Source organism: Serratia sp. FDAARGOS_506, from assembly GCF_003812745.1.
GTDB lineage: Bacteria > Pseudomonadota > Gammaproteobacteria > Enterobacterales > Enterobacteriaceae > Serratia.
In genome coordinates this window covers 394864-417517 of sequence record NZ_CP033831.1, presented here as the reverse complement: position 1 = coordinate 417517, position 22654 = coordinate 394864, and the positions used below count along the sequence as shown (strand labels likewise).

Below are 22654 nucleotides of genomic sequence, written 5' to 3'. Positions count from 1 at the left end.
GAACCGAGAGGTTCCGCACTCTCCAGCCCGTACTCCAGACACCCGGTTCTTCCGGGTGTCTTCTTTTGAGGCGACGAACGATGATCAATCGCTATCTGTTTGAAGTCATTTTCAGTGCGGTAACCCTGTGCGGGGTGATCGTCGGTTGGGAACTGTTTTTGGCTGGCAGCTTTCTGTAATTATTGCGCGGCGGCGGTTTCGTGCAAATGCCGCCAGCTGAGCGCGCTGGGCTGACGTTCAAACACCACCGTGGAGTAGCGCAGCGTGGCGCTTTGCCCTGGCAGGCTCTGCTTTTCCCGGTAGCTGACTACCGCGCCCGTCGGCCATTCGGCCACCAGCTTCATCTCTTCTATCTCGATTTTCAATCCCGGTTTGGCAGCGCGATGCGCGCGGAAAAAGGCGCACAGTGCGGCAAAATCCAGCGGGGCGCCGCTCAGTGCGATCATGCTGAAATCCGGCGTAAAGCGCGCCAGCAGCGCCTGTTCTTCTCCAGCCCCTTTGCCCAGCCAGCGTTCAATGGCGATGTGGGCGTCGATCACTTCGGTAAAGTACGGGTTCATAAAGCATCCTGTTGAGCGTTGAGTTGGCGCACGATGGCGCGGTTGGCGAGGCGCAGGCACAGTAGCAGCGGAATAAATACGCTGGCGCCCGCCAGAATGAAGCAGGTGCGGTAGGCCGCTGCGGGCGGCAGCCCGGCCAGCAGCAGATTCAGCAGCAGGCTGAGCAGCGCCACGCCGAGGCAGAAACTGAGCTGGCGGTTGATGTTCCACAGCGCGCTGGCGTCCGCCAGCTGAGCGTCGGGGATCTGCAGGAACGCGCTGCTCTGCGCCGTGCTGCTGCACAGGCTGCCGCCAAACCCCATCAGGGCGAAGGCGGCGATCTGCAATGCGTGCTGGCCGGCCAGATCGATCTGCGCCAGCGTCAGCATGCCGGCACCTTGCAACAGGCAGCCGGCGATCAGCAGCGGCCGTGGGCCGAGGCGATTAAAGGTTTTGCCGGTCAGCGTGATTGCCAGGAACGACGCCAGCGCCCAGGGCAGCATCAGGCCGCCGACCTGGGCGGCGGGCATCCCCAGCTGGTTTTGCAGATACAGCATCGCCACCAGGCTGACGCCGATGAACAGGCCGGGAATGCACAAATAAACCGCCATGGCGTTGCGCAGCAGCGGATCGGCGACCAGCCGCAGGTTCAGCAGCGGCTGCGGGGTGCGCAGGCTATGGCGCAGATAATAGGCCAGCACCAGCAGGCCGGCGGCCAGCAGCGCCGCGCCGGAAGCCTGATGACCGGCCTCGCTCAGCCGGGTCAGGCCGAGCAGCAGCAGCGTCAACGCCGCGCAGGCGCTCAGCAGTCCTTTGCCGTCGAGCGGTTTACGCACCGCCGTCGACGTTTCCGCGCGCAGCCACAGCGCCGCCAGCGCCAGCGCCAGAGCCGCCAGCGGCAGGTTAGCGAAAAACACCCAGCGCCAGTCCAGCCGATCGACGAGCCAGCCGCCCAGCGCCGGTGACAGCGCCGGGGCCAGCAGCCCCACCAGCATGATGGCCGCCGACAGTCCGGCGCGTTCATGGCTACGGTACAGCTGGTAGGTCAGCGTTTGGCCGATGGGGATCAGCAAACCGCCGCCCATGCCCTGCAGGGTGCGCCAGCCGATCAGCGCACCGATGCTGTCGGCGTTACCCGCGCCGAGGGTAGCCAGCATGAACAGCGCCAGCGACAGCAGGAACACCCGCCGCCCGCCGATGCGCTGCGCCAGCCAGGCGCTGAGGGGGATCACCAGCGTCAGGCCGAGAATATAGCCGTTGCTGACCCACGCCAGTTGGCTGACCGACACCCGCATCGCCTGGCCGATGGCGGGGTAGGCGACGTTGGCGATAAACATATTGATCAGATCGACGAAAAAGCCGAGCAGATAGACGATTGCCACTTTGCTGCGATAAGACATGGTGCCTCCGGTTGAAGGCGAGCAGTGTATCGGGGGGAAAAGTGCGGATAAATCGGCGGCGGGCGATTACACTGTCAAAATGATTTTGACAATAAGGGCGGCGAAATGCTGAATTTGCAGCGCCTGGCGATCTTCGCGGCGGTGGTGGAGGCGGGCAGCTTTACCGCGGCGGCGGTGGCGCTGGGGCAAACCAAGGCGGTGGTGAGTTTTAACGTCAAACAGCTGGAGAACGAGCTGGGGGTGTCACTGCTGGCGCGCAGCACCCGGCGGCTGTCGCTGACCGACGCCGGCGAACGTTTTTACCAGCGCAGCCTGCAGCTGCTGCAGGAGGCGGAAAACGTGCTGGACGACGTGCGCCGCGATCATCACGGGCTGAGCGGCGTGCTGCGCATCACCAGCACGCCGGAGTATGGCGCGCAGGTGGTGGTGCCGGCGCTGGCGGCGTTTTCGCGGCAGCACCCGCGGTTGCGCATCCAGCATGTATCTTCTTCTTATCACGCCGATCTGATCTCGGAGCGCTTTGACGTGGCGATCCGCCTGGGCCAGCTGGCGGACTCCAGCCACCGCGCGGCGCTGATCGACAGCTTCGCCATTTTTCCGGTGGCGTCGCCGGGTTATCTGGCCGACCGACCGATTCATTCGCTGACGGATCTGGCGCAGGCGCAGTGGATTGCCCACAGCCGGCTCAGTTCACCGCTCAGCTGGCAGGTGGCCACGCCGCAGCGCGAAGCGGTGCTGTTCAAGGTGGCCGATGCTGCCACGCTCACCGGTGACAGCGCCGCGGCATTGCTGGCGTTCGCCCTGCATGGCACCGGGGTGGCGCTGCTGCCGGCGTGGCTGGCGCAGCCCGAAATCGACGCCGGCCGGCTGCAGCGGTTGCTGCCGGATCACCGTTTCCCCGAGCAGAGCATCTATGCGCTCTACCCGAACACCCGCCATGTGCCGGAAAAGGTGCGGGCGTTTATCGATTTTCTGCGCGCGCGGGTGGCGGCAAAATCGTTAGCGAAATAATAATTCGTTATAACTCTCTCATTTATCATCAGATCCCATCGGGGTATGCTGGCAATCTCTGTCTACCCCGTCCGATGCGAGCCACCTTCGATGACCGCAGAAAATAACCTCCAGCTGAACCGGCGCATTCTGTCCGTGGTGATGTTCACCTTCGTCTGCTACCTGACCATCGGCCTGCCGCTGGCGGTGCTGCCGGGATTTGTGCATGACCACCTGGGCTACAACTCGGTGCTGGCGGGCCTTATCATCAGCGCGCAGTACTTCGCCACGCTGTTCAGCCGCCCGCACGCCGGGCGTTATGCCGATCAGCTGGGGCCGAAGAAGGTGGTGCTGTTCGGCCTGGCCTGCTGCGGCGCCAGCGGCCTGTTTTACGCGCTGGCGTTCGGCGTAGACGGTTACCCGTGGCTCAGCCTGCTGTTGCTGTGTGTGGGGCGGGTGTTTCTCGGCGTCGGCGAAAGCTTCGCCAGTACCGGCTCTACGCTGTGGGGCATCGGCCGGGTCGGGGCGATGCACACCGCGCGGGTGATTTCCTGGAACGGCGTCGCCACCTATGGGGCGATGGCGGCCGGGGCGCCGCTCGGCGTGTATTTGAATCAGCAGTGGGGTTTGGCCGGGGTGGCGGCGCTGATCGTGCTGGCGGTCGCGGTGGCGCTGCTGTTGGCGAGCGGCAAACCGGAGGTCTCGATCGCCGCCGGGCAACGCATCGCCTTTCGCGCGGTGTTCGGCCGCATCTGGGCCTATGGCCTCGGGTTGGCGATGGGCACCGTTGGCTTCGGTGTGATCGCCACGTTCATCACCCTTTACTACGCGGACAAAGGCTGGAGCGGCGCGGCGTTTTCGCTGACGCTGTTCAGCTGCGCCTTCGTCGGCATCCGCCTAATCTTCAGCAACGTCATCAATCGCCACGGCGGTTTGAAGGTGACGCTGGCGTCGTTTTTGGTCGAGATCGTCGGGCTGCTGTTGATCTGGCAGGCCGGTGAACCCTGGATGGTGCAAACCGGCGCGTTGCTGGCCGGCGCCGGTTTCTCGCTGGTGTTCCCGGCGCTGGGCGTCGAGGCGGTGAAACAGGTGCCGCCGCAGAACCAGGGTACGGCGCTCGGCACCTATTCGGCGTTCCTCGACCTGGCGCTGGGCATCACCGGCCCGCTGGCCGGGCTGCTGATAGGGCAGGCGGGCGTGCCGTCGATCTATCTGGCGGCTGCGCTGCTGGTGGCGCTGGGAGTGCTGCTCACCCTGCGCCTGCTGCAGCGCCGTCGAGCCTGATTCAGGAATAGTCTGAAACCCGGATTCCTCCCCAGAAAATCATTGTTTCGGTGAATGATTACGGTAAGGTCGCTCAGCGGTCCAGAATGAGAGGAGGAATCGATGTATTTACGGCCGGATGAAGTGGCTAAAGTGTTGGAGAATACCGGCTTTGAGCGTGATTATGTCACCGATCAGGCCTATGGCTACCGCAAGGGCGCACACTACGTGTATGTGAACCGCGAAGCGCGGATGGGCAGAACCGCATTGGTGATCCACCCGGCTCTGAAAGAGAAAAGCGTGCATTTCGCCACGCCGACCTCTCCGGTGCGCACCAGCGAGCAGTATCTGGAGTTTCCCCTGGATTTAAGCAGCGACGCCCCGAACCAGCGTTACGGCATCGCACACGGCTTCAGCTCGCGCGAAGCGCTGTCGCGCTACCTCTACAGCATGTTCCTGTAATCGGTCCCCCGTTCGGGGGACGCTATCAACCGTGGGCCAACGCTTCGCGGTTGAAACGCTCATTGTAGGCGCGGCGGAACTGCGCCAGTTCAAATGCATCGATATCCAACTCGGCGAAGTAAAACAGCGCTGCTTCGGTGTGCTCGGCGTGCAGCTCCGGCGACAGCCCGGCGCGCAGCAGCACGTCGCGCCACAGGGCAATCTGTTCGTCGTCCGCTTGCTTGATGAACGTCAGGTAGATGAACAACAGATAAGCGGCTTGGTGCATCTCTTCGGTGTAGCCGTTGTTCAGCATGCGGATAAAGGTCTGGCTTTGGCGGCCGCCCATTTCCTGGATCATCGATTCGATCAGCATCGGTTTGACCCTCAGCAGATGGGCCAGCGAATCGATGGCTTTGCGGGTGTCGGACGTCAAGATGCGGTAACCGATAATAAATACGACGATCAGGGCGGCGAGGATGATCCAGGTCATTTAGGCTTTATTACACTCTCAATACGCCAAAGAGGGGCGGGAGGCGCTGTGCGACAGCGCCCGCTATCAATGCTGTTCGCCGCTGAAATTACCGACCGCGCTCTGTTGGCGCAGGTGGTGGTTGAAGGTGGCCGCGTCTTTGGCCAGCGCATCCAGATGGGCGCCGAGCATTTTGATCTGCTTCACCAGCGCATGTTGTTCCGGCACCGAACTGGCGGTGCTCAGCTTGCGCGCCAGTTGTTCATTCTGCGCCCGCAGCGCGGCTTCGCGCTGTTTGGCTTCTTCCAGCAGTTGCTGCAGCGCCTGGTAGCTCTGCTGCCATTCGCGGTGTTGCCGTTCGAAGCTGCTCTGCAACTCATTCATCGCATTTTGAAACTGGATTTCCAGCTCGCGCATTGTCATGGGCTCGATCCTTTGCGGCACTCAATGATGGCTTAGCAGTATAGCGAAAACTGTTCGCAAGCTCACCCGTTGACGACAAATGAGACAAATGCCGCTGACAATTCCCGGCTTGCAACCGTGGCAAGGCGTCTTACAATCGACCCCATTCCCGGCCGTAAAGGCTGCCGTTCAAGAGAGGTGGAAGATGAGCGAGCAGGAAAAAGACTTTTTTGAACAGGCGATGGCGGACGTGGTGCCGCTGGCGAGCAGGCGGCAGACGCTGTACCTCAAGCCGCAGGAGACGGTGGACAAAAGCGCGCGGCGCGAAGCGCAGCGGCTGCTGCAGGAAAACTTCCTCAGCACCGATTTTCTCGAGGTGATCCCCTGCGAACAGCCGCTGGAGTTCAAAGGGGAAGGCATTCAACAGGGCGTGCTGGACAAGTTGCGCAACGGCCGTTACCCGCCGCAGGCGTCGCTGAACCTGCTGCGTCAGTCGGTCGAAGCCAGCAGGCAGGCACTGTTTCGCTTCATCGTGCAGGCGGAGGCGCAAAACCTGCGTTCGCTGCTGATCGTGCACGGCCGCGGGCGGCAGAACGAAAGCCATCCGAATATCGTGCGCAGTTACGTCGCCAAATGGCTGGCGCAGTTTGAACAGGTACAGGCGTTTTGCCGCGCCTTACCGCGCGACGGCGGTGAGGGCGCCTGCTACGTCACGCTGCGTAAATCGGCACAGGCCAAGGCGGAAAACTTTGAGCGCCACGCCAAGCGCAGCCGTTGAGTGAGGAAACCGCTATACCTCAGGAGAATGATTGCGGCGTGACATGAGACATGAAACAGCGGACTTATCGATGGCGACGAGATTTACCCGAAAAGATAACAGTACCGATGATATGGCAGTTGCTGTTGATTGGGATGTAACGTTCCGGCCAATCAGGATTGAGTGCTTTTAGCATCCGTTCTGAGCCCTCTTCAATAAAACGTTTAAATGTGGTTTCGCCGAAGTCGCTCATTAAAGCGATCACGTCATCGCCATTCCAGGGGGTAACATCAGGATCGACAAAAATCAGATCGCCAGGGGAGTATTCCGGGCTCATTGAATCGCCGACCACACGCAAAATGTAGGTCCTTTCCCCACAGGCGACAGGGCAGGGATAGTGTTCTGTTTGAATCAAATCAACCTCTGAAAACGCGATTTCCGTCCAGGCTCCTGCCTGAACCCAGGATATCACCGGAACCAATTTTATCTTTTTATCGTTGCCGTACGATGTTTCCTGAACGTTGGTGTGGCCGGCGGCGGTGTCATGGGTTTTATCCAACCATCCGGTAGCAAGAGAAAAACAAATTTCCATATGGCGAGCGAGATCGTCGCCAATTTTTTTTGTGGGGTTTTTACCGATAACTCGGCTGATTTGCGTCGCTTCGCGATCCAACATGGCAGCGAAGTTTGAGTTGCCGCCCACGCCGTCGCGCAATTTTCTGGCGTTTTCCCGTCGGATTTCTTCGATCGTTTTCATATCACTTATTACAGCATATGTACCAAAATGGTACAAGTTACTTGTTTAACTATTTTTTATATGCATAATGTATCCATTGGGTGCATTTATTGATGGTTTTAGTCAGAGTAAATGTACTTTTAGCACATTTTTTGAGTGATAGTGAATTCATAAGGTACATTCCAGGAGGGGGCATGAGGGATATACAGCAGGTATTGATGCGGTGGGGAGGCTGGGCGCGGGAACATCCTTCGATGGGATACTCTCATATCGCTGCGGGCTTTAAGGGATTGTTGCCGCATACGGCAAAGAATCGCCTTTCTTGTTGTGATGAAGACGGATTGGCTGTCGATCGTGCCGTTGCTCGATTGCAGGCTATACGTCAACCAGAAGAGTTGGAATTGATTCTGCGTCACTATGTGTATGGCGAATCAAAATCGGCTATCGCACGTGGTTGGAAATGCTCTGAAGGGAGAGTTCGTCAGCAAATGCAAATTGCGGAAGGTTTTATAGATGGATGTTTATCTCATGAGGAAATAAAGTTGCAGATGGAAAAATATTAGCGTATTCATAAAAAAGCTGAGATTTTTCACATTTTTTATATAGCCCCGTTTATCGGGGTGTTTTTGTTTGTTTTGTTTTTTAATTTAAAAAAATAATAAAATAATTCTTCTCGCTTCGAATTTTATCATGTAGCTTGATAACATCTGAAGTTGGTATGCATGAGGCATTAATTCTAATTTTTTATTCTCGTTGAGAAAAACACCGTATAGGGGTGTGTCAATTCCTGATGGGCATGAGAGGATTTATGGGTTAAATAATTTGGAGGTTGTGTTGAGTACCTTAAAGATAAAAGATTTGTTTGAGTCGGTACTGTTGCAATGGGCGGAAAAAAACAATATCGACTATACGTTGGCAAATTTCCCTGTTGAGGGAAGTGCGGTGTTGCATCTTGAGCCATTTATTGTTCCTGCAGTCAATCAGGGGGTCGGTGTTTCTCAGGATGTGACGGTATACAGCGGTAATTATCAGATCAATATTGTGATCAAAAAAGGCGAGGGGAGCCATGAGGGCTATCTGTTAGCGGAGCGGGTGTTGTCACTTTTTCCCAATGGTGCTGAGCTTTCCGATGATTATTTGAGCTGCAGTATTAATTCCCCGGCCAGTGTTTTACCTGCTATTCAAAAAGAAGATAGCTATATCATTCCTGTTAGTATCAGTTATTGGTCTCAGTCATGAGGTTTCTAATGCGCTGAGACGTAACCGATTATAAATGCAATGAAGAAGCACATCAAAATGATGTCTTTCTTTTTATCTGTTACCGCCTCCTGGCGGTTTTTTTATATCTAAAAATGGAGAATTACCATGAGTTTTGCATTACCTAATGGCGCAACTGTATTTGCCGGTATCCCTGCTACTTCGACGGTAGCAACGACGGCGGTTAGCAACGCTAATGGCGCTGTATTTACTCTGGCCACAGGTCATGGTTTGAAAATTGGGGACATTGTCATTGTCAATTCAGGCTGGGGGCTGATTGATGACTTGGTTGCCAAGATCACAGCCTCAACCGATACCAGCGTTACTATTGGTGCGATCAATACTTCGGATGTGAAGTTTTTCCCTGCCGGTATCGGTAAAGGTGCACTGACTAAAGTCGCCAACTGGACCCAAATTCCGCAAATTACCGAAGTGGCTCAGTCGGGCGGCGATCAACAATATGCTCAGGTTCAGTTTCTTGAGGATGATCGTCAACGCAACCTCGCGACATTCAAGGCGGCGAAAACGCAAACCTTTACCTTCGCTCACGATTCGACACAGCCAATTTATAGCGTGTTGCAGAATGCGGATCGTAATGGCGATGTTTTGGCATTTTATATGTACGTCCCTAAAGCTAACGAACTGCGCTATTGGTCAGCAATTCCATCTTTTGACCCTCAACCAACAACGGCTGTCAACCAGGTGGAAACTGTGACTGTATCGCTGGCAATTCAGTCCAGCGACATGACTTTCTATAAAACTACCCTTTAATCGGTACGGCGAACAGGTCTTATCTCGGTAAGGCCTGTTTTTCAACGACACTATTTTTGCTTGGAGCTTTTTCATGATGACTGAATTTACCCTTAACCCAACCCCAACTTTTAGCATTGACGTTGCTATTCCACGTGCGGGAAGCGAGGATGGAATATTGACATTTTCGTTCAAACATAAAAAACGCAGCCAATTGGAAACGCTGGAAAAATCGCTGCGCGAAGCAACCGAACAGCAATTGGATGCGGGTAGCTACAACAATGAACCTATGGCCGATTTCTTACACGAAATTTGTGATGGATGGGCATTGCCCGACACGTTGAATAGAGAAAGCATTATCACATTGCTTGATAACTATCCGCGCGCGTTTGATGCAATTGCCACTGCGTATACCAAAGAGTTGATGGTGGTACGGGAAAAAAACTGACGGCGCTTGCCGAGGCTTTCTACACGCCTAAAACCCCTCCCGAAGAGCTTGCCGCATTTGGATTAACGATAGATGACTACGAAACGGTCACTCTGGAAATCTGGCCGGATATGGTATCAGCTGTCACTATTTTCCAGATGATGGCGACGCAGTGGCGTATCGGAATGAATGGTGTCACCGGGTTGGATTATAACTGTCTGCCTTGGTTAATGAAGGTTTATGCGGTAGATGACGAGGCGAGCACATTAAATGATATCCGTATTATGGAAAACGCAGCGCTAAGAGTCATTCACCGAAAATGATCGCCTGCGAGGGTGCCAGCCCCGTGCTGGCTTTTGTTGTGGCGAGGAGCCAGACATGGCAGATATTGCAACCATGACGCTGCGTATTCATACCGGTGATTTGCAGCGTGCGAATAAAGAATTGAACGACTTGCAACGTAACGCTTCGGCAACCGTCGGTAAAATCGATGTGCTGAATCGCGCTTTTCGTAGTGGGGCGCAGGATCTCCGCCGCTATAGTGATAGTTTACATCAGATGTCGACTCGGCTGGGTCCGTTAAATAATGAATTGGGCAAGTTGATTCGGCAGCAACGTCAAACCCAGAGTTCAGTTTCCCGCAGCGCCTTCGATGAGCAAGGTTTAAGGCGCCATGGGGCGGCGCTGCAGCAGCTTAGAAGGCAAATGGGGCAGCAAGCTGCTGATATGCATACTGGTAATAATAATGCCAAAGCCTATAAGGAAACATTAAACACTCTATCAACCAATATGTTGGGTTTGGTGTCGTCATTGGCGTCGGGGGAGCCTGTTTGGAAAGTTGCGCTAAATCATGGGGCACAACTGGTCACTTCATTTGGTGGCGTAAGCAATACGTTGCAAGCATTACGCCCATTGCTGGTGACCACCAGCGCCGCTTTGGGTGGGGTCATCGGTGGTGTCGCAACGTTGGCCAGTTGGGGCTATAACGTCCGTGAATCATTCGACAGTATGCGAACTTCCATCATTATGACCAACGGCCAGGCCTTCAACTCGATTGGCCAAATGGAGTCTCTGGCAGTTTCTATCGGTTCAATGACGAACAGCAGCATCAGTTCGAATGAAACATTACTCACGTCTTTGAACCGTTTGGGACGTTATTCCGCGCCGCAGATAGGCATTATTGCCAAAGCAACGCAGGATCTTGGTGCGGTGACCGAGGTGACCGCTGAAGAGGTTGAAGCCAACTTCCGCAAAATAGCGGACGATCCCGTTAAAGGATTGGCGGAGTTGGGTAAGCAGTATGGCTTTGTCAACGTTGAGATGTTAGAGCATGTCTCTCGTTTGGTCGATGCTGGGAAAAGCACCGATGCGGCTACGTTGGCGATGCAGTTCTATGGTGATGAGACCGGCAGGCAGTCTGCGGCTATCATGGAAAACATGTCTCCGCTGTCGCTGATGTGGATGGACGTAAAAAAATGGGCTTCTGATGCCGCACATGGCGTTGGCGTGGATATGTTGGCCATGGCCAGGTTGGTGAAAGATATCGTGGGCACGCTTATCGATGAAGTCAGGCTGTTAATCACAAAAGGCGATGGATTGATTTCCGGCTTTATCGTTGATTCTTTGGGGCCTATCGCCAAGATGGCCCACGTTGACTTTCTTAACGGTTTTATTGAGACGAATAAAAAAATTGTTGAGGACAGCCAGAAGACCTCAGCTAAGTTAGAGGAGAGCATCTTTCAGGGGCACGCAAGAATCAGTGCCGGTCTTGCAGGATATCGTGAGGCCATGACGGCGGAACAACCGCCTGTTCACAAGGGGGACAGCCGTGAGCAAATAGACACGTGGCTGGGTAAGCGCAATAAGCGCTCCGGATTTTATTCTCCCACGGCGGTAGCGGCCCCTGTCTCGTCGGCGAAAGGGCAAGAAAAGCCCGACTACGGCCATATTGCGGCGGATTACATTAATCAACAACGCTCAAAATCCCAGCAAGTACTGCAAGAAAGCGGAGTGAGTGACCGTGAATTGCAACGCCGTCGTGAGCTTCAGCAGTTGAGTCGGGAGAATAAAGAAAACCCGTTTGCGGCAAATATGGTGAGCGAGCTGACAAACACATTCGCCGCTGAAGATAAGGTTCGTGGCGACTGGCTTGCCGGTGCACGTAAAGGATGGAGCGAATATCTGGATACTGCGACCAACGTTTACGCCTCTATGGCGGATGTTGGGCGAGCCACCTTTAACGGCCTTTCCGGAATGTTGACGGATATGGTCACCACAGGGAAAACCAGTTTTCAAGAGTTTACTTCCTCTATCTTGAAAATGATCGTCCAGGTTATCAATCAGTTGTTGGTGGCGTTTATGGTGCAAAAAGCCATGGGATGGATTGCCCGAGATGCTTCTTCGGGCGGTAACACTCCCGGGGCGGTGCCGATGGGGTTGAAGTCCTCCGGTGGGTATACCGGTGATGGCGGCAAGTATGATGCTGCCGGCGTTGTGCATCGCGGTGAGTTTGTCATGACCAAGGAGGCGACGCAGCGTATTGGCGTAGGTCATCTTTACGCCATGATGCGCGGCTACGCTGACGGTGGTTTGGTCGGCGAGCGTGCACCGATGTTCGGACTGAAAGGCGATCGGGGAGGCGGTATTACGGTAAATAGTACTGTGGTGATGAGCCAGGATGGCAATGCGCGTAACGCCGGTGAGTCTCCTGCGGGAGGGATGGGGAAAATCGTACAGGGTATCGTCAACCAAGCGATTACCGAACGGTTGAGCAAAGAACTAAAACCGGGGGGATTAATTTGGAATGCCTCGGGAGCGCGCTGATTTTATCGGTGCTAAAACTACGAAATATACGGTCACAACCCGCTACGGCGGGTTTTTTTATGTCTGGAGTAAATATGCCAATCGATACTTTTCAATGGCGCACGCAGGCGGCACCTGTCGGCAACTTTTCTCACAATGTCCGCAGCGCACAGTTTGGCGACGGATATAAGCAAATCAGCAGCAATGGGTTAAACAGCGTTACCCAATCCTGGCAGCTGGTCTATACCGGCCACCCTACGGTTACGGAGTCGCTGTTGGCTTTTTTAAATGCGCATGTGATCCGCGCCTTTTTCTGGACGCCGCCCGGCGGCAGAAAAAATCTGTTTAGAGTCAAATCTGACTCCATCACGGTATCACCGCTTTCACGCAATGTGTTTTCGGTGAGTTTTACCTTTGAACAGGCCTTCGGGGTGTAGGGGGAGCCATGTCATATCACAGCGATGTGCAAAAATTAGAGCCCGGTGAAGTTATCCAATTGATTGAAATTGATGGGACCGGTTTTGGCGCGGACATCCTGCGCTTCCATGCGCACAGCCTTCCTCGGGAGTCTGAGGAGCTTGCTGCGTCTGCAGGGGATGAGCAACGTCTGAAGCCCAGGTCAATTTGGTGGCGGGGCCAGGAATATGAAGCTTACCCGTATGAAATTACCGGTTTGGCCACGACAACCGACGGTTCACAGCCTACGCCGAAACTGCGCGTTGCTAATATCAGCAATGTGGTGACTGCGTTATGTCTGGCGTACAGCGATCTTGTCCAGGCCAAAGTCTCCGTACATCAGACCTTTGTGAAATACCTTGATGCGCGCAACTTTCCGGCAGGCAATTCGCTGGCGGATGCCAGTCAGGAACGGGTGCAGGTATTTTATATCGATAGCAAAACTGCTGAGACTAACACCGTCGTGGAATTCCAACTGGCCACACCCTTTGATTTGCAGGGGCAACAATTGCCGTCACGGCAAATCCATGGTTTGTGCACGTGGTGTATTCGCGGTTGGTATCGTACAGGAAGAGGTTGCGACTACGGCGGCGTTGCCGGCTTCGACAAAGATGATCAACCGGTGGACGATCCCGCGTTGGATGTCTGTGGCGGCCGTGTTTCCTCATGCAGAAAAAGGTTTGGTGAAGCCCAGCCGCTCTCCTTCGGTGGTTTCCCTGGTTCAAATCTTTTAGGGAAATGAGCATGCAAGAACATGTTATGCAGGCCATATATGAGCATGCCCGCTCGGTGTACCCGAATGAAAGCTGCGGTTTTGTGGTGCTCAGTGGCCGTAAAGTACGGTATTTGCCGTGTGATAATGTGGCTGACTGCCCGCTGGAAGGGTTTGTTATTGCTCCGCAGGACTATGCTCGTGCGGAAGCGTGTGGGGAAATTATTCGCATTATTCACAGCCATCCCGATGTGCCAAATGTAGTTCCTTCTGAGTTGGACCGGGTTCAGTGCGATCATTCGGGTATTGTCTGGGGCATTTTGTCGTGGCCTGAAGGGGATTATCTCGAAATTGCACCGCGTGGCGATCGTCCGTTGATTGGCCGCAACTGGCTGCTGGGACATGCCGATTGCTGGTCATTGATCATGGATTATTACCACCGGCAGCATGGAATCATGCTGAATAATTACTCCGTAGAGCATGAGTGGTGGAGAGATGGTCATACCCGACTCTATGACGAGCATTGGTATCGTGAAGGGTTTCGTGAATTTGCGGGAGAAATACGGCCGGGTGATATGATCATGATGCAAATTTCAGCTCCGGTGACAAACCATGCGGGGATTTATTTAGGGGATAGCATGATGTTGCATCATCTCTATGGCCAGTTAAGCCAACGTTATCCCTATAACGGCTATTTCCAAGAACGAACGGTACGAGTGGTCAGGCGTAAGGAGTTGTTATGAACAAGGTAGCGAGAACAATCAGGTTAGGAGGCCAACTGGGCAAGCGGTTTGGCAAGACTCACCGGTTGGTGGTCGAAGATACTTGTGAAGCCTTGCGCGCGTTGTGCGTCACGGTCGAGGGGTTTGAGAAATATATGATGGGCGCTCATCGCCAAGGCATTCACTTCGCTTTTTTCAACGGTGATCAAAATATCGGGGTTGAAGAGTTCGCAACCTCGAAAGGTGATGCCGTGATCCGCATCATGCCGATCATTGCGGGCAGCAAGAACGGCGGCATGTTCCAGATAGTGCTCGGCGTTGCCGCTTTGATAGGGGCATTTTATACGGGGGGCGGCACGTTGGCGCTTTGGAAGGCATCCATGGCAACTTCTCTCACCGTTTCAACGCTCAGCATGATGGGTGCTTCCATGGTGATGGGCGGTGTCATCCAGATGTTGACACCGCAACCCAGCTTCGGCATGTCTGTTTCACAATCGGTGGAGAACAAACCCTCGTATGCTTTCGGTTCCCCGGTCAATACCACTGCACAGGGCTACCCTGTGCCCATTTTGTACGGTGAACGCGAGATCGGGGGGGCGGTGATCTCAGCGGGCATTTACGCCGAAAACCAACAATAGGACGTTTCTTTATTCATCATGGTCGCTCAGGCGGCCTTTTTTTATGGGCGCAATATGGCACAGACACTTATTCGCGGGCGCAAAGGTGGTGGTGGAGCGGCGCATACACCGGTCGAATCACCTGATGACTTGCAGTCCAATGCAAAAATTAAAATCCTCCTGGCGTTATCGGAAGGTGAGATCGCCGGCGAACTGGACGGCACGCGCATTCTGCTGGATGGCACGCCGATACACAATGCCGACGGCAGCGAGAATTTCACCGGACTGAAATGGGAGGTGCGCAATGGTACGCAAATGCAGGATTACATTCAGGGGATGCCGGACGTTGAGTCGGAAACCTCTGTCAACGTAAAACTGACGACGACCAATGCCTGGACACGTACTTTCACTAATACCGACATTGATGCATTGCGCATTCGGATGGGATTTCCATCGCTGTTTCGTTATGAAAATAACGGTGATATGCATGGCGCGGTTGTGGAATACAAAATTGAACTCTCCACCGACGGCGCTGCTTATCAAACGGTCGTTGCCGGAAAAGTAGAGGGCAAAACCACCAGTTTGTATGAGCGTGACCATCGGGTTAACTTGCCCAAGGCAACAAACGGCTGGACGTTGCGTGTAAGTCGTCTGACGCCGGACTCCACCAGCAGCAAACTGGTAAATAATACCCAGGTTCAGACTTATACCGAGATCGTTGACGCGAAGTTTCGTTATCCCAATACGGCACTGCTGTTCATTGAGTTCGACGCAGCTCAATTCAACGCGGTCCCTAAAATTACCGTCAGGCCAAAAGGCAAGATTATACGCATTCCCGCCAACTACGATCCGTTGGCTCGCAGTTACTCCGGCGCTTGGGATGGCAGTTTCAAATGGGCTTGGAGCAACAACCCTGCCTGGGTGTTCTACGATATTGCGCTTGATAAGAACTATGGGTTGGGGAACCGGGTTTCCGCATTGGAAATGGACAAATGGGGACTCTATCGAATCGCCCAGTATTGTGATGAGCTCGTCAGTGACGGACTGGGTGGTGAGGGTAAGGAACCGCGCTTTTTGTGCGATGTGTATATTCAATCTCAGCAAGATGCTTACACCGTCTTACGCGATATTTCGGCTATTTTCCGCGGTATTACCTACTGGGGTAACGATCAGCTATTTGCCTATGCGGATATGCCGCGCGATATGGATTTTGTCTATTCGCGAGCCAACGTGATTAACGGTGAGTTTACCTATGCCTCAGGTTCTTACAAGAATCGCTATACCTCGGCGTTGGTCAAATGGGGCGATCCATCCAATCATTATGCCGAGGCCGTTGAGGCGGCCTACGATAACGATTTGGTTAAACGGTATGGAGTGAACCAGACCGAAATAACGGCTATTGGCTGCACACGCCGGACCGAAGCTCATCGCCGCGGTCGCTGGGCTATTTTAAGCAATGCCAAAGATCGTACCGTCAGTTTTAACGTTGGACTGGACGGTAATATTCCTCTGCCTGCGCGTATTATCGGCGTCGCGGACGCGATGTTGGCCGGTAAGGCCAATGGCGGCAGGATCCGATCTGCACAGGAACGAACAGTCGTTTTGGATCGTGAGGTCGAGTTTACCGCGGGCGATCGTTTGTGCGTCAATCTGCCGGATGGCACGGCCCAACGCCGCACCATTGCCAGCATTGCCGCTGACAAGAAAACCGTAACGCTCACTGCGGCTTTTCGTCAGCAACCGGAAACGGAAGCGGTCTGGAGCATCGATTCTGACGACCTGGCCGTTCAACAGTTCCGCGTGATTTCAGTGCAATCCAACGATGACGGCACTTTCACCATCAGTGCGGTAGAGCACGATCCAAATAAATACGCGTTTATCGATAACGGTGTTCGGTTGGATTCTCCGCCGCTTACTGTCACCCCCCCTGGCACGATAGCCGCACCCGCCAATATCACTCTTTCCCGGTATGACTATGTCAGCCAAGGGATCAATATCGCCACTCTGCGCGTGCAATGGGCGAGGGTGACCGGTGCGCTGAAGTATGAAGCGCAATGGCGCAAAGACAGCGGCAACTGGGTGAATATCGGTGCGACCTCTTCGCTTGGGTTTGAAGTCAATGGTATTTTCGCTGGCAATTATGATGTTCGGGTGCGTGCGGTTAATGCAGTCGACGTCTCCTCACCTTGGGGCCGTTCGGAAACCACCTATTTGGCCGGTAAAGAAGGGGCACCGCCGCGAATCGTTGGGTTGCGCGCTTCTACCGATCGGGTATTTGGTATCCAACTTTCCTGGATGTTTGGTACAGGGGCTGAGGATGGTCTGAAAACAACGCTAGCCGTTGCTGCACGAGCGGATTTCTCTGATGAGAAACTGCTGGCAGACGTGCCTTATCCGCAAAATCACTATGACATGCAAGGGCTCAGGGCGGGGCAAACGCTGTATTTTCGCGCGGCGTTTACGGATAAAAACGGTTTACAGTCTGAATGGACGGAGTTTGTACGCGGCATTTCCTCCGATAAAGCGGATATCGTTTTGGAACAGATTGCTAACAGCATTACCGAGACGGAGTTAGGTAAAGAACTGTTGGATAAAATCTCCAGTTTGCCGTCCGATCAAAACGTTCAGGATCTGGCGAATAAGATCGCTAAGGCGCAGCGTGACATTGAGCAAAACAAGGAGGCACTGGCCGGCGATGTCGGTGCGTTGGAGCAGGCTCTCGAGAGTGTTAAAGAACAAGTTGCCGGCACCAATACCGATCTGAACATGACCGTAGAAGGTTTGCAGCGCAACCTGGAACAAATCAGCAAGGCGGCGATTGAGAATAGCCTGACACTCGATTTGGCACGCACTGATTTGACGATGGCGAAGCAAACGTTGGCCGGAGATATTCAAGATGCCCGGCATGAGCTCAGCGGGACGCGAGCGGCTCTGCAGCGGGCCGATGCCGAGCTGCAGGCTAAAGTAGACGCATTGACCGGCGGTGACGGCACCAGCATTGCAGAGGTGATTTCTCAGGTTAGCGTCTTGCGGGAACAGGACCAAGCGCTGGCAGAGCAATTGGCTGCCGTCGTGGCCAAATCAGCGGGCAATGCGGCGCAAATTGCTCAAGAAAAGCAGGCAAGGAGTGATGCCGATGAGGCAATGTCCCAAATTATCAATTCGGTAAAAGCCGTTTCCGATAAGCAGCAGGGAACGATCGCCCAATTGGAACAAACGCAGGCAGATGCTCAAGCGGCGTTGGCCAAAGTGGAATCGGATGTGGCCGCTAGTGCCCAAATTGTCGATGACCATCATGCGGAGCAAGGTCGGGTTAATGCGGCCGTTACGGCAAAAACGGAAGCATTGGCTAACCAGCAGCAGGCAATGGGTGAGCAGTTGGGCGGATTGGGCGCCGAGTTTAGCGATAATCAGGCCCAGGTTACGCAGCAACTGAAGACTTTGACGGATAGCGAGTCGGCTCTGGCGCGGCAACTGAGTGCCCTGGAATCACAAGCGGGCTCCAATACGGCAGCGATAGCAGCGGAATCGCAGACTCGCGCAGAAGCTGACAGCGCTCAGGCGAAAGCGCTTAACACGTTGGGAACGGCCGTTGATGGCCAGGCTTCGGCCATCAATGTACTTCAGCAGGCAGCCAGCAATGCCGAGAGTTCAATGGCGGGCATTACGCAATCGCTGGAAGCACTCAGCAAAGCGGATATCGAGAACGCATTAAATCTTGATAACAGCAAAAAAGATCAGCACGAAGTTAACGCCACGATTACCGTCCAACAGCAAGTTCAGGCCGATCAGTTGGCGTCTCAGGCACGGCAGTTGACACGTTTGCAGGCCAACTTTGGTGATGTTTCTGCAGAACTCCAGCAAGAGTTAACCGTGCGTGCAACGGAAGACAGCGCGCTGTCACGACGTTTGGACTCGCTCAATAGTCAAGTGGGCGATAGTCGTGCAACCTTGGCCCAACTACAGCAGGTTGTCAGCGATGCCGAAAGTGCACGGGCGGGAATGACGCAGTCGCTGGAAGCCTTGAGCAAAGCGGATATTGAGAATGCGCTAAACCTTGATAACAGCAAGAAAGAACAGGTTGGGGTAAACGCCGGGCTTATTTCGAAACAGGAGGTTCATGCCGACAAGCTGGAGTCGCAGGCACGGCAGTTGCTTATGCTGCAGGCTAACTTTGGCGATGTTTCTGCCGGGCTGCGGCAGGAGCTCACCGTACGCGCGACTGAGGACAGCGCATTATCACAACGGCTGGATTCACTTAATAGCCAGGTAGGGGAGAGCCAGGCTGCAATTACGCAGCTGCAGCAAACGCAATCTGATGCCGATAGCGCCAATGCCAGTCTGTCACAATCGTTGGCAGCGACGGCGAAAGCCAATATTGAGCTGGCATTGAAGCAAAGTGGGGATGTTCAGCAACAAAACACCATTACTGCGGGGCTCCAGACTCAACAGACGGTTTTGGCCGATCAGCAACAAGCGCAGGCTAGGCAGTTGATTGGCTTGCAAGCCAATTTTGGTAGCGTTGCGGCTAAATTGGCCACAGAGTTGACGGTAAGGGCGCAGGCCGATAGCGCTTTGGCACAACAGTTGACGACGTTAAGCGGCACGGTTGATGAGAATCAAGCGAACGTTGAACAACAGCTGCAGGTTTTGGTGGATACGGGTAGCGCTCAGGCAAAACAGCTTACCGATATATCCAGTAAAACAGAGGGAAATCGCGCTGCACTTACCCAACTGGCGAAAACAGTTACCGATAACCAATCGGCCTCTTCACAACAGATTGTTCAACTTAATACTGAAGTGGGTAAGGTCAAAACCAATCTGCTGAATGAAAGCAGCGTACGTTCAAGCGCCGATAGTGCATTAGGACAACGTATTGATCACGTGACGGCGACCGCCGGTAATAACACTGCGGCGGTACAGGAGGTCAAACAGGCACAGGCTTCATTGAACGGAAAGATATCGGCATCATGGAGTTTGAAGGTACAGGCTGACAACGCAGGGCGGCAGTTTGTTGCAGGGATGGCGTTGGGCGTAGATGGCGCGGGCAACAGTCAGTTCTTGGTCCAGGCGGATCGTTTTGCGTTGCTGAATAATCCAAACGGAAGTGTCTCCTCCCCGTTTGCCGTGCAAAATGGCCAGACGTTTATTAACGCCGCGTTTATCGCCAATGCTTCGATAGACAGTGCAAAAATAGCACAGGAAATCACGTCGTCAAACTACGTTTGGCATGACGACCCCGCCTATCGGCAGGGATGGGCGATCAATAAGAATGGTTATGCCACATTCAGTAATATGGATGTGCGCGGACGTATTTTCGCCACTTCAGGCGTATTCAACAACGTGACCATCAATGAGAACTGCGATGTCAGAGGCAAGGTTTATGCGAATAGGATAGATGGTGATATTGCCAGCATGCAGGCATTCAGTGCCCAGACGCTACGCAAGCATGATGGCGTATATACCTACGTCTATGCGGGTGGAATGAACTATGCCGTGAGACTCGTCATTCCCAATATCAAGGTCGTGTATTACAGCAGCCCGCGAGGTTCGGTATGCAATATGCGAATCAAACTGAACGGGAATATCCTTCGTCAACATCGATTCAGTAGAGTGAGCGGAGGGGATGTTTATGAAGATGCTATTTCAATCGATATTCCAGCGTATGCCGGCGAGCAGCAAATTCGAATTGAGACTGACGCTATGGATGATCGAGATAGCACAATAGTTTCCTCTTTTGTCATGATGGTTTTCCCTCTTAAGAATAATAGATTCTGGTCCTGGAGAGGATGAATGTTCTTTGGCGTTCAATTATCTTAATTTAATGTTTAGAAACATGGAGAAATAAGTATGTGGTATAAAGCGGGTAAAATTAATGTTGTCGCTAATAGCGCCTCTGTTTCTGCGACCGGCACACAATGGGGAGATGCAAAGTACGGCGTGATGCCGGGGATGATGTTGCTGGCACCAGATAATAAGCTCTATGAAATCAAGAGCGTTAACAGCAATGCTTCATTGACCTTGAACAGTAGTTATTCGGGTGAGACGGCCAATGGGCAACCCTATGCCATCATTACGACTTACGAAGGCGATATCAGTCAGTTCTCTGCTCGATTCAGCGCCTTGCTAACCTATTTTCAGGGGAGTCGTAGTGAGTTGATCGATGTCTTGACTGGTACCGGCGACGTTAAATTAACCAAAGAAGATGGTTCGTTGATCACTGTACCTTCGTACGGCAAATTGATGGCGGATATGCAAGACAAGGCGCTTGTTTCCATCGATCGTTTACGCTTTGCGATGCCGGTGACAACAACGGCAGATGTCACTTATTTGTGGGGGACGTTGGTGAACTTCCCGCAAAATGGCGCAACGGTGAGTATAGATATCGTTGGTGGGGCGGGATTTAATGGCCAGGTTTACAATAACACTGGAGCACAAGTTATTATCAGAACTGGGACGCAGAATAACGTTGTTAATTCACGTGGGCGCATTTCAGCTAGAGTGGTTCACTCAGGTAATGAAGTTATTATTAAAGCTCTTTCTTTAGTAGAAACATCGGCAAATAATTACGATGTTTATGTGACTCTGGGCAGTTTCATGGCCTCCAACTACTATACGGTGCAAGGAGGGTCACTTTCGACCATGCTGAGCCGTTGGGTCAACAAAGGGACTCGTTTCGAGGGCGACCTTCCTGCCAGCAATATGAACGTGGGAATCTATGCGCAGTATGTCGAGAGTTTGGCAAACAAGAAAATAGATCTGCAGAAGTGCATTTGGGCTGGCGATGGTACCGGGATTGGCGGCACTTCTGTGCACAAAGATGATGCGTTTGAAATGCTCAACCGTTTTTATCGGATAAACCAAGACTCGGCTAACTATCCAGGTGGTGCGGGTAACGTAGCGGTGGTTTCCCTGCCGCTGGATGGCAGCCCATCGGCGGCTTATTTGGCGGTGAGCGGGCAGCGGCATGCCTGGGTAGGGCAAGGAAGCAACTATGGGGAAAATAAAGGAAAAATATTCTGGCAGCGCGTGTTTACCGATCTCTATGCTCCTGCCGTTTCGGAGTTGAGAAATGGCAAAGATTACGGATTGACGGGGGCAGTCACCGCTGCAGCTCGGCTTAATTTAGATTCGCTATACCAGTCCAGTCCGTTGATGGTGATTAATGACGCTATTAATCGACCGGCGGAATTGGGGGGGGGCGCCGCGTTTATTAAAGTTGAAAGCTGGAAAGTGGATGGCGGAGCGGAGCCCGGTTCGCTTCGCACGCGGCAGGTGGTTTCCGGTTATGGCAGCCTTGGTTCTGAAAGCGGCAAGGTTTTTACCCGGGTGTGGAACGGTACGAAATGGACTGGATGGATTAAGGACTGGACAGAAGCGACGACGACGGTAGATGGCAACGGCTTTATCAAGAAAGCTTCGCCGATTGCTCGATTGTCCAGCGATCCGCAGCGCATGAACAGTGATTTTTTAGCCGGCTTTATGCTTGCCGGCGTAGCGGCGATCAATCCCGAGGCGGCGGGAGTCACTGCAGAAAAGCTCACGACTGGCGTTTATCGCCTCACCGGTGCTCGTGGCTTCGCAAAGGAGGGGTGGACGTTTGAAATACCTCAAGATGGCAACGGCAACCGTTTGTGCTTCGTAGAGACGGAGACTGACGACGATGGCGTCGTCACGGTCAGAGTCAGTAAACGGCGATTCGATGCAGATACGGCGATGGTTATTGCCGGTGAGCCTATGGATATTCCGGCGGGGCGCTGGATCGATCTACGACTGGATGTCCTTCAGAATCAGGAAGTTGATGAGAAGGAAAAACATGCGGCAGATTTTCGCGATATTGATCTTGCCGATGCAGATGATGCCAACGTTGGACCTTTGCAGTAATTAGAATCGACTATTTATTTCTCTCTT

General features: G+C 53.7%; 21 protein-coding genes. 16 read left to right on the top strand and 5 right to left on the bottom strand.

All coding sequences use genetic code 11. The features are described 5' to 3' along the window. Positions 1–179: 179 nt before the first annotated feature. A complete protein-coding gene (locus tag EGY12_RS02315; protein ID WP_123892447.1) occupies positions 180–560 on the bottom strand; it encodes a DUF4440 domain-containing protein in 381 nt (126 codons plus the stop codon). After that, positions 557–1939 carry an MFS transporter gene (locus EGY12_RS02310; protein ID WP_123892446.1) on the bottom strand — a complete coding sequence of 461 codons (1383 nt, stop codon included), beginning with the start codon at positions 1937–1939 and terminating at the stop codon, positions 557–559. The genes EGY12_RS02315 and EGY12_RS02310 overlap by 4 nt, the downstream gene beginning before the upstream one ends. Before the next feature lie 105 nt (positions 1940–2044). Between EGY12_RS02310 and EGY12_RS02305 the strand changes: the two genes are divergently transcribed. From EGY12_RS02305 to EGY12_RS02295, 3 genes are all read left to right on the top strand, one after another. After that, the gene (locus EGY12_RS02305) at positions 2045–2950 is read left to right on the top strand and encodes a LysR family transcriptional regulator (protein ID WP_123892445.1); all 906 of its coding nucleotides are present in this window, start codon (positions 2045–2047) and stop codon (positions 2948–2950) included. A gap of 90 nt (positions 2951–3040) precedes the next feature. Further along, positions 3041–4213 (top strand): MFS transporter, encoded by a 1173-nt coding sequence (locus EGY12_RS02300; RefSeq protein WP_123892444.1) that lies wholly within the window; start codon positions 3041–3043, stop codon positions 4211–4213. Between the two features lie 102 nt (positions 4214–4315). Beyond that, a complete protein-coding gene (locus tag EGY12_RS02295; RefSeq protein ID WP_033644143.1) occupies positions 4316–4654 on the top strand; it encodes a DUF2002 family protein in 339 nt (112 codons plus the stop codon). A 25-nt stretch (positions 4655–4679) separates the two neighbouring features. Here the strand turns inward: EGY12_RS02295 and EGY12_RS02290 are convergent, their stop codons facing one another. Next, a complete protein-coding gene (locus EGY12_RS02290) occupies positions 4680–5126 on the bottom strand; it encodes a DUF1198 family protein (protein ID WP_025303978.1) in 447 nt (148 codons plus the stop codon). Positions 5127–5192: 66 nt separating this feature from the next. Then, a complete protein-coding gene (locus tag EGY12_RS02285; protein ID WP_004928976.1) occupies positions 5193–5528 on the bottom strand; it encodes an MbeD/MobD family mobilization/exclusion protein in 336 nt (111 codons plus the stop codon). Positions 5529–5712: 184 nt separating this feature from the next. On the opposite strand from EGY12_RS02285, the gene smrA reads away from it, so the two are divergent. Continuing rightward, complete coding sequence (gene smrA, locus EGY12_RS02280) at positions 5713–6285, top strand: DNA endonuclease SmrA (protein ID WP_123892443.1); 573 nt, start codon at positions 5713–5715, stop codon at positions 6283–6285. Positions 6286–6349: 64 nt separating this feature from the next. Here the strand turns inward: smrA and EGY12_RS02275 are convergent, their stop codons facing one another. Beyond that, positions 6350–7021 carry a LexA family transcriptional regulator gene (locus EGY12_RS02275; protein ID WP_019455565.1) on the bottom strand — a complete coding sequence of 224 codons (672 nt, stop codon included), beginning with the start codon at positions 7019–7021 and terminating at the stop codon, positions 6350–6352. 173 nt (positions 7022–7194) lie between these two features. Between EGY12_RS02275 and EGY12_RS02270 the strand changes: the two genes are divergently transcribed. The 12 genes from EGY12_RS02270 to EGY12_RS02215 all read left to right on the top strand — a co-directional run bounded on the left by EGY12_RS02270 (position 7195) and on the right by EGY12_RS02215 (position 22627). Then, positions 7195–7563, top strand: coding sequence for an antiterminator Q family protein (locus EGY12_RS02270; RefSeq protein WP_123892442.1), 369 nt, complete (start codon positions 7195–7197; stop codon positions 7561–7563). A 271-nt stretch (positions 7564–7834) separates the two neighbouring features. Beyond that, positions 7835–8239, top strand: a complete 405-nt coding sequence (locus tag EGY12_RS02265; RefSeq protein ID WP_172962896.1) for a phage tail terminator-like protein — start codon at positions 7835–7837, stop codon at positions 8237–8239. Between the two features lie 126 nt (positions 8240–8365). Further along, positions 8366–9028 carry a phage tail protein gene (locus tag EGY12_RS02260; protein ID WP_123892440.1) on the top strand — a complete coding sequence of 221 codons (663 nt, stop codon included), beginning with the start codon at positions 8366–8368 and terminating at the stop codon, positions 9026–9028. Positions 9029–9101: 73 nt separating this feature from the next. Next, complete coding sequence (locus EGY12_RS02255; protein ID WP_019455561.1) at positions 9102–9455, top strand: phage tail assembly chaperone; 354 nt, start codon at positions 9102–9104, stop codon at positions 9453–9455. A gap of 110 nt (positions 9456–9565) precedes the next feature. Continuing rightward, complete coding sequence (locus tag EGY12_RS23445; protein WP_019455560.1) at positions 9566–9757, top strand: DUF1799 domain-containing protein; 192 nt, start codon at positions 9566–9568, stop codon at positions 9755–9757. Positions 9758–9812: 55 nt separating this feature from the next. Then, positions 9813–12257, top strand: coding sequence for a phage tail tape measure protein (locus EGY12_RS02245; protein WP_123892439.1), 2445 nt, complete (start codon positions 9813–9815; stop codon positions 12255–12257). A 74-nt stretch (positions 12258–12331) separates the two neighbouring features. Then, a complete protein-coding gene (locus tag EGY12_RS02240; protein WP_123892438.1) occupies positions 12332–12673 on the top strand; it encodes a phage tail protein in 342 nt (113 codons plus the stop codon). An 8-nt stretch (positions 12674–12681) separates the two neighbouring features. Next, positions 12682–13434, top strand: a complete 753-nt coding sequence (locus tag EGY12_RS02235; protein WP_123892437.1) for a phage minor tail protein L — start codon at positions 12682–12684, stop codon at positions 13432–13434. Between the two features lie 2 nt (positions 13435–13436). After that, entirely contained in the window at positions 13437–14147 is a 711-nt protein-coding gene (locus EGY12_RS02230; protein ID WP_123892436.1) for a C40 family peptidase, read from the top strand. Continuing rightward, on the top strand, positions 14144–14764 hold the full coding sequence (locus EGY12_RS02225; protein ID WP_060441078.1) for a tail assembly protein: 621 nt from the start codon (positions 14144–14146) through the stop codon (positions 14762–14764). Before EGY12_RS02230 ends, EGY12_RS02225 begins: the two co-directional genes overlap by 4 nt. A 54-nt stretch (positions 14765–14818) precedes the next feature. Then, entirely contained in the window at positions 14819–20536 is a 5718-nt protein-coding gene (locus tag EGY12_RS02220; RefSeq protein WP_172962895.1) for a DUF1983 domain-containing protein, read from the top strand. Positions 20537–20593: 57 nt separating this feature from the next. Further along, positions 20594–22627, top strand: a complete 2034-nt coding sequence (locus tag EGY12_RS02215; RefSeq protein WP_123892434.1) for a phage tail protein — start codon at positions 20594–20596, stop codon at positions 22625–22627. Positions 22628–22654 lie beyond the last annotated feature (27 nt).

Excerpts from the sequence above, each read along its gene's own strand:
- EGY12_RS02295 (WP_033644143.1), top strand. The coding sequence starts at position 4,316 with ATGTATTTACGGCCGGATGAAGTGGCTAAAGTGTTGGAGAATACCGGC.
- smrA (WP_123892443.1), top strand. The coding sequence starts at position 5,713 with ATGAGCGAGCAGGAAAAAGACTTTTTTGAACAGGCGATGGCGGACGTG.
- EGY12_RS02290 (WP_025303978.1), bottom strand. The coding sequence starts at position 5,126 with ATGACCTGGATCATCCTCGCCGCCCTGATCGTCGTATTTATTATCGGT.
- EGY12_RS02215 (WP_123892434.1), top strand. The coding sequence starts at position 20,594 with ATGTGGTATAAAGCGGGTAAAATTAATGTTGTCGCTAATAGCGCCTCT.
- EGY12_RS23445 (WP_019455560.1), top strand. The coding sequence starts at position 9,566 with ATGGTATCAGCTGTCACTATTTTCCAGATGATGGCGACGCAGTGGCGT.
- EGY12_RS02305 (WP_123892445.1), top strand. The coding sequence starts at position 2,045 with ATGCTGAATTTGCAGCGCCTGGCGATCTTCGCGGCGGTGGTGGAGGCG.
- EGY12_RS02275 (WP_019455565.1), bottom strand. The coding sequence starts at position 7,021 with ATGAAAACGATCGAAGAAATCCGACGGGAAAACGCCAGAAAATTGCGC.
- EGY12_RS02245 (WP_123892439.1), top strand. The coding sequence starts at position 9,813 with ATGGCAGATATTGCAACCATGACGCTGCGTATTCATACCGGTGATTTG.
- EGY12_RS02310 (WP_123892446.1), bottom strand. The coding sequence starts at position 1,939 with ATGTCTTATCGCAGCAAAGTGGCAATCGTCTATCTGCTCGGCTTTTTC.
- EGY12_RS02220 (WP_172962895.1), top strand. The coding sequence starts at position 14,819 with ATGGCACAGACACTTATTCGCGGGCGCAAAGGTGGTGGTGGAGCGGCG.
- EGY12_RS02235 (WP_123892437.1), top strand. The coding sequence starts at position 12,682 with ATGTCATATCACAGCGATGTGCAAAAATTAGAGCCCGGTGAAGTTATC.
- EGY12_RS02240 (WP_123892438.1), top strand. The coding sequence starts at position 12,332 with ATGCCAATCGATACTTTTCAATGGCGCACGCAGGCGGCACCTGTCGGC.
- EGY12_RS02255 (WP_019455561.1), top strand. The coding sequence starts at position 9,102 with ATGATGACTGAATTTACCCTTAACCCAACCCCAACTTTTAGCATTGAC.
- EGY12_RS02260 (WP_123892440.1), top strand. The coding sequence starts at position 8,366 with ATGAGTTTTGCATTACCTAATGGCGCAACTGTATTTGCCGGTATCCCT.
- EGY12_RS02315 (WP_123892447.1), bottom strand. The coding sequence starts at position 560 with ATGAACCCGTACTTTACCGAAGTGATCGACGCCCACATCGCCATTGAA.
- EGY12_RS02225 (WP_060441078.1), top strand. The coding sequence starts at position 14,144 with ATGAACAAGGTAGCGAGAACAATCAGGTTAGGAGGCCAACTGGGCAAG.
- EGY12_RS02300 (WP_123892444.1), top strand. The coding sequence starts at position 3,041 with ATGACCGCAGAAAATAACCTCCAGCTGAACCGGCGCATTCTGTCCGTG.
- EGY12_RS02230 (WP_123892436.1), top strand. The coding sequence starts at position 13,437 with ATGCAAGAACATGTTATGCAGGCCATATATGAGCATGCCCGCTCGGTG.
- EGY12_RS02270 (WP_123892442.1), top strand. The coding sequence starts at position 7,195 with ATGAGGGATATACAGCAGGTATTGATGCGGTGGGGAGGCTGGGCGCGG.
- EGY12_RS02285 (WP_004928976.1), bottom strand. The coding sequence starts at position 5,528 with ATGACAATGCGCGAGCTGGAAATCCAGTTTCAAAATGCGATGAATGAG.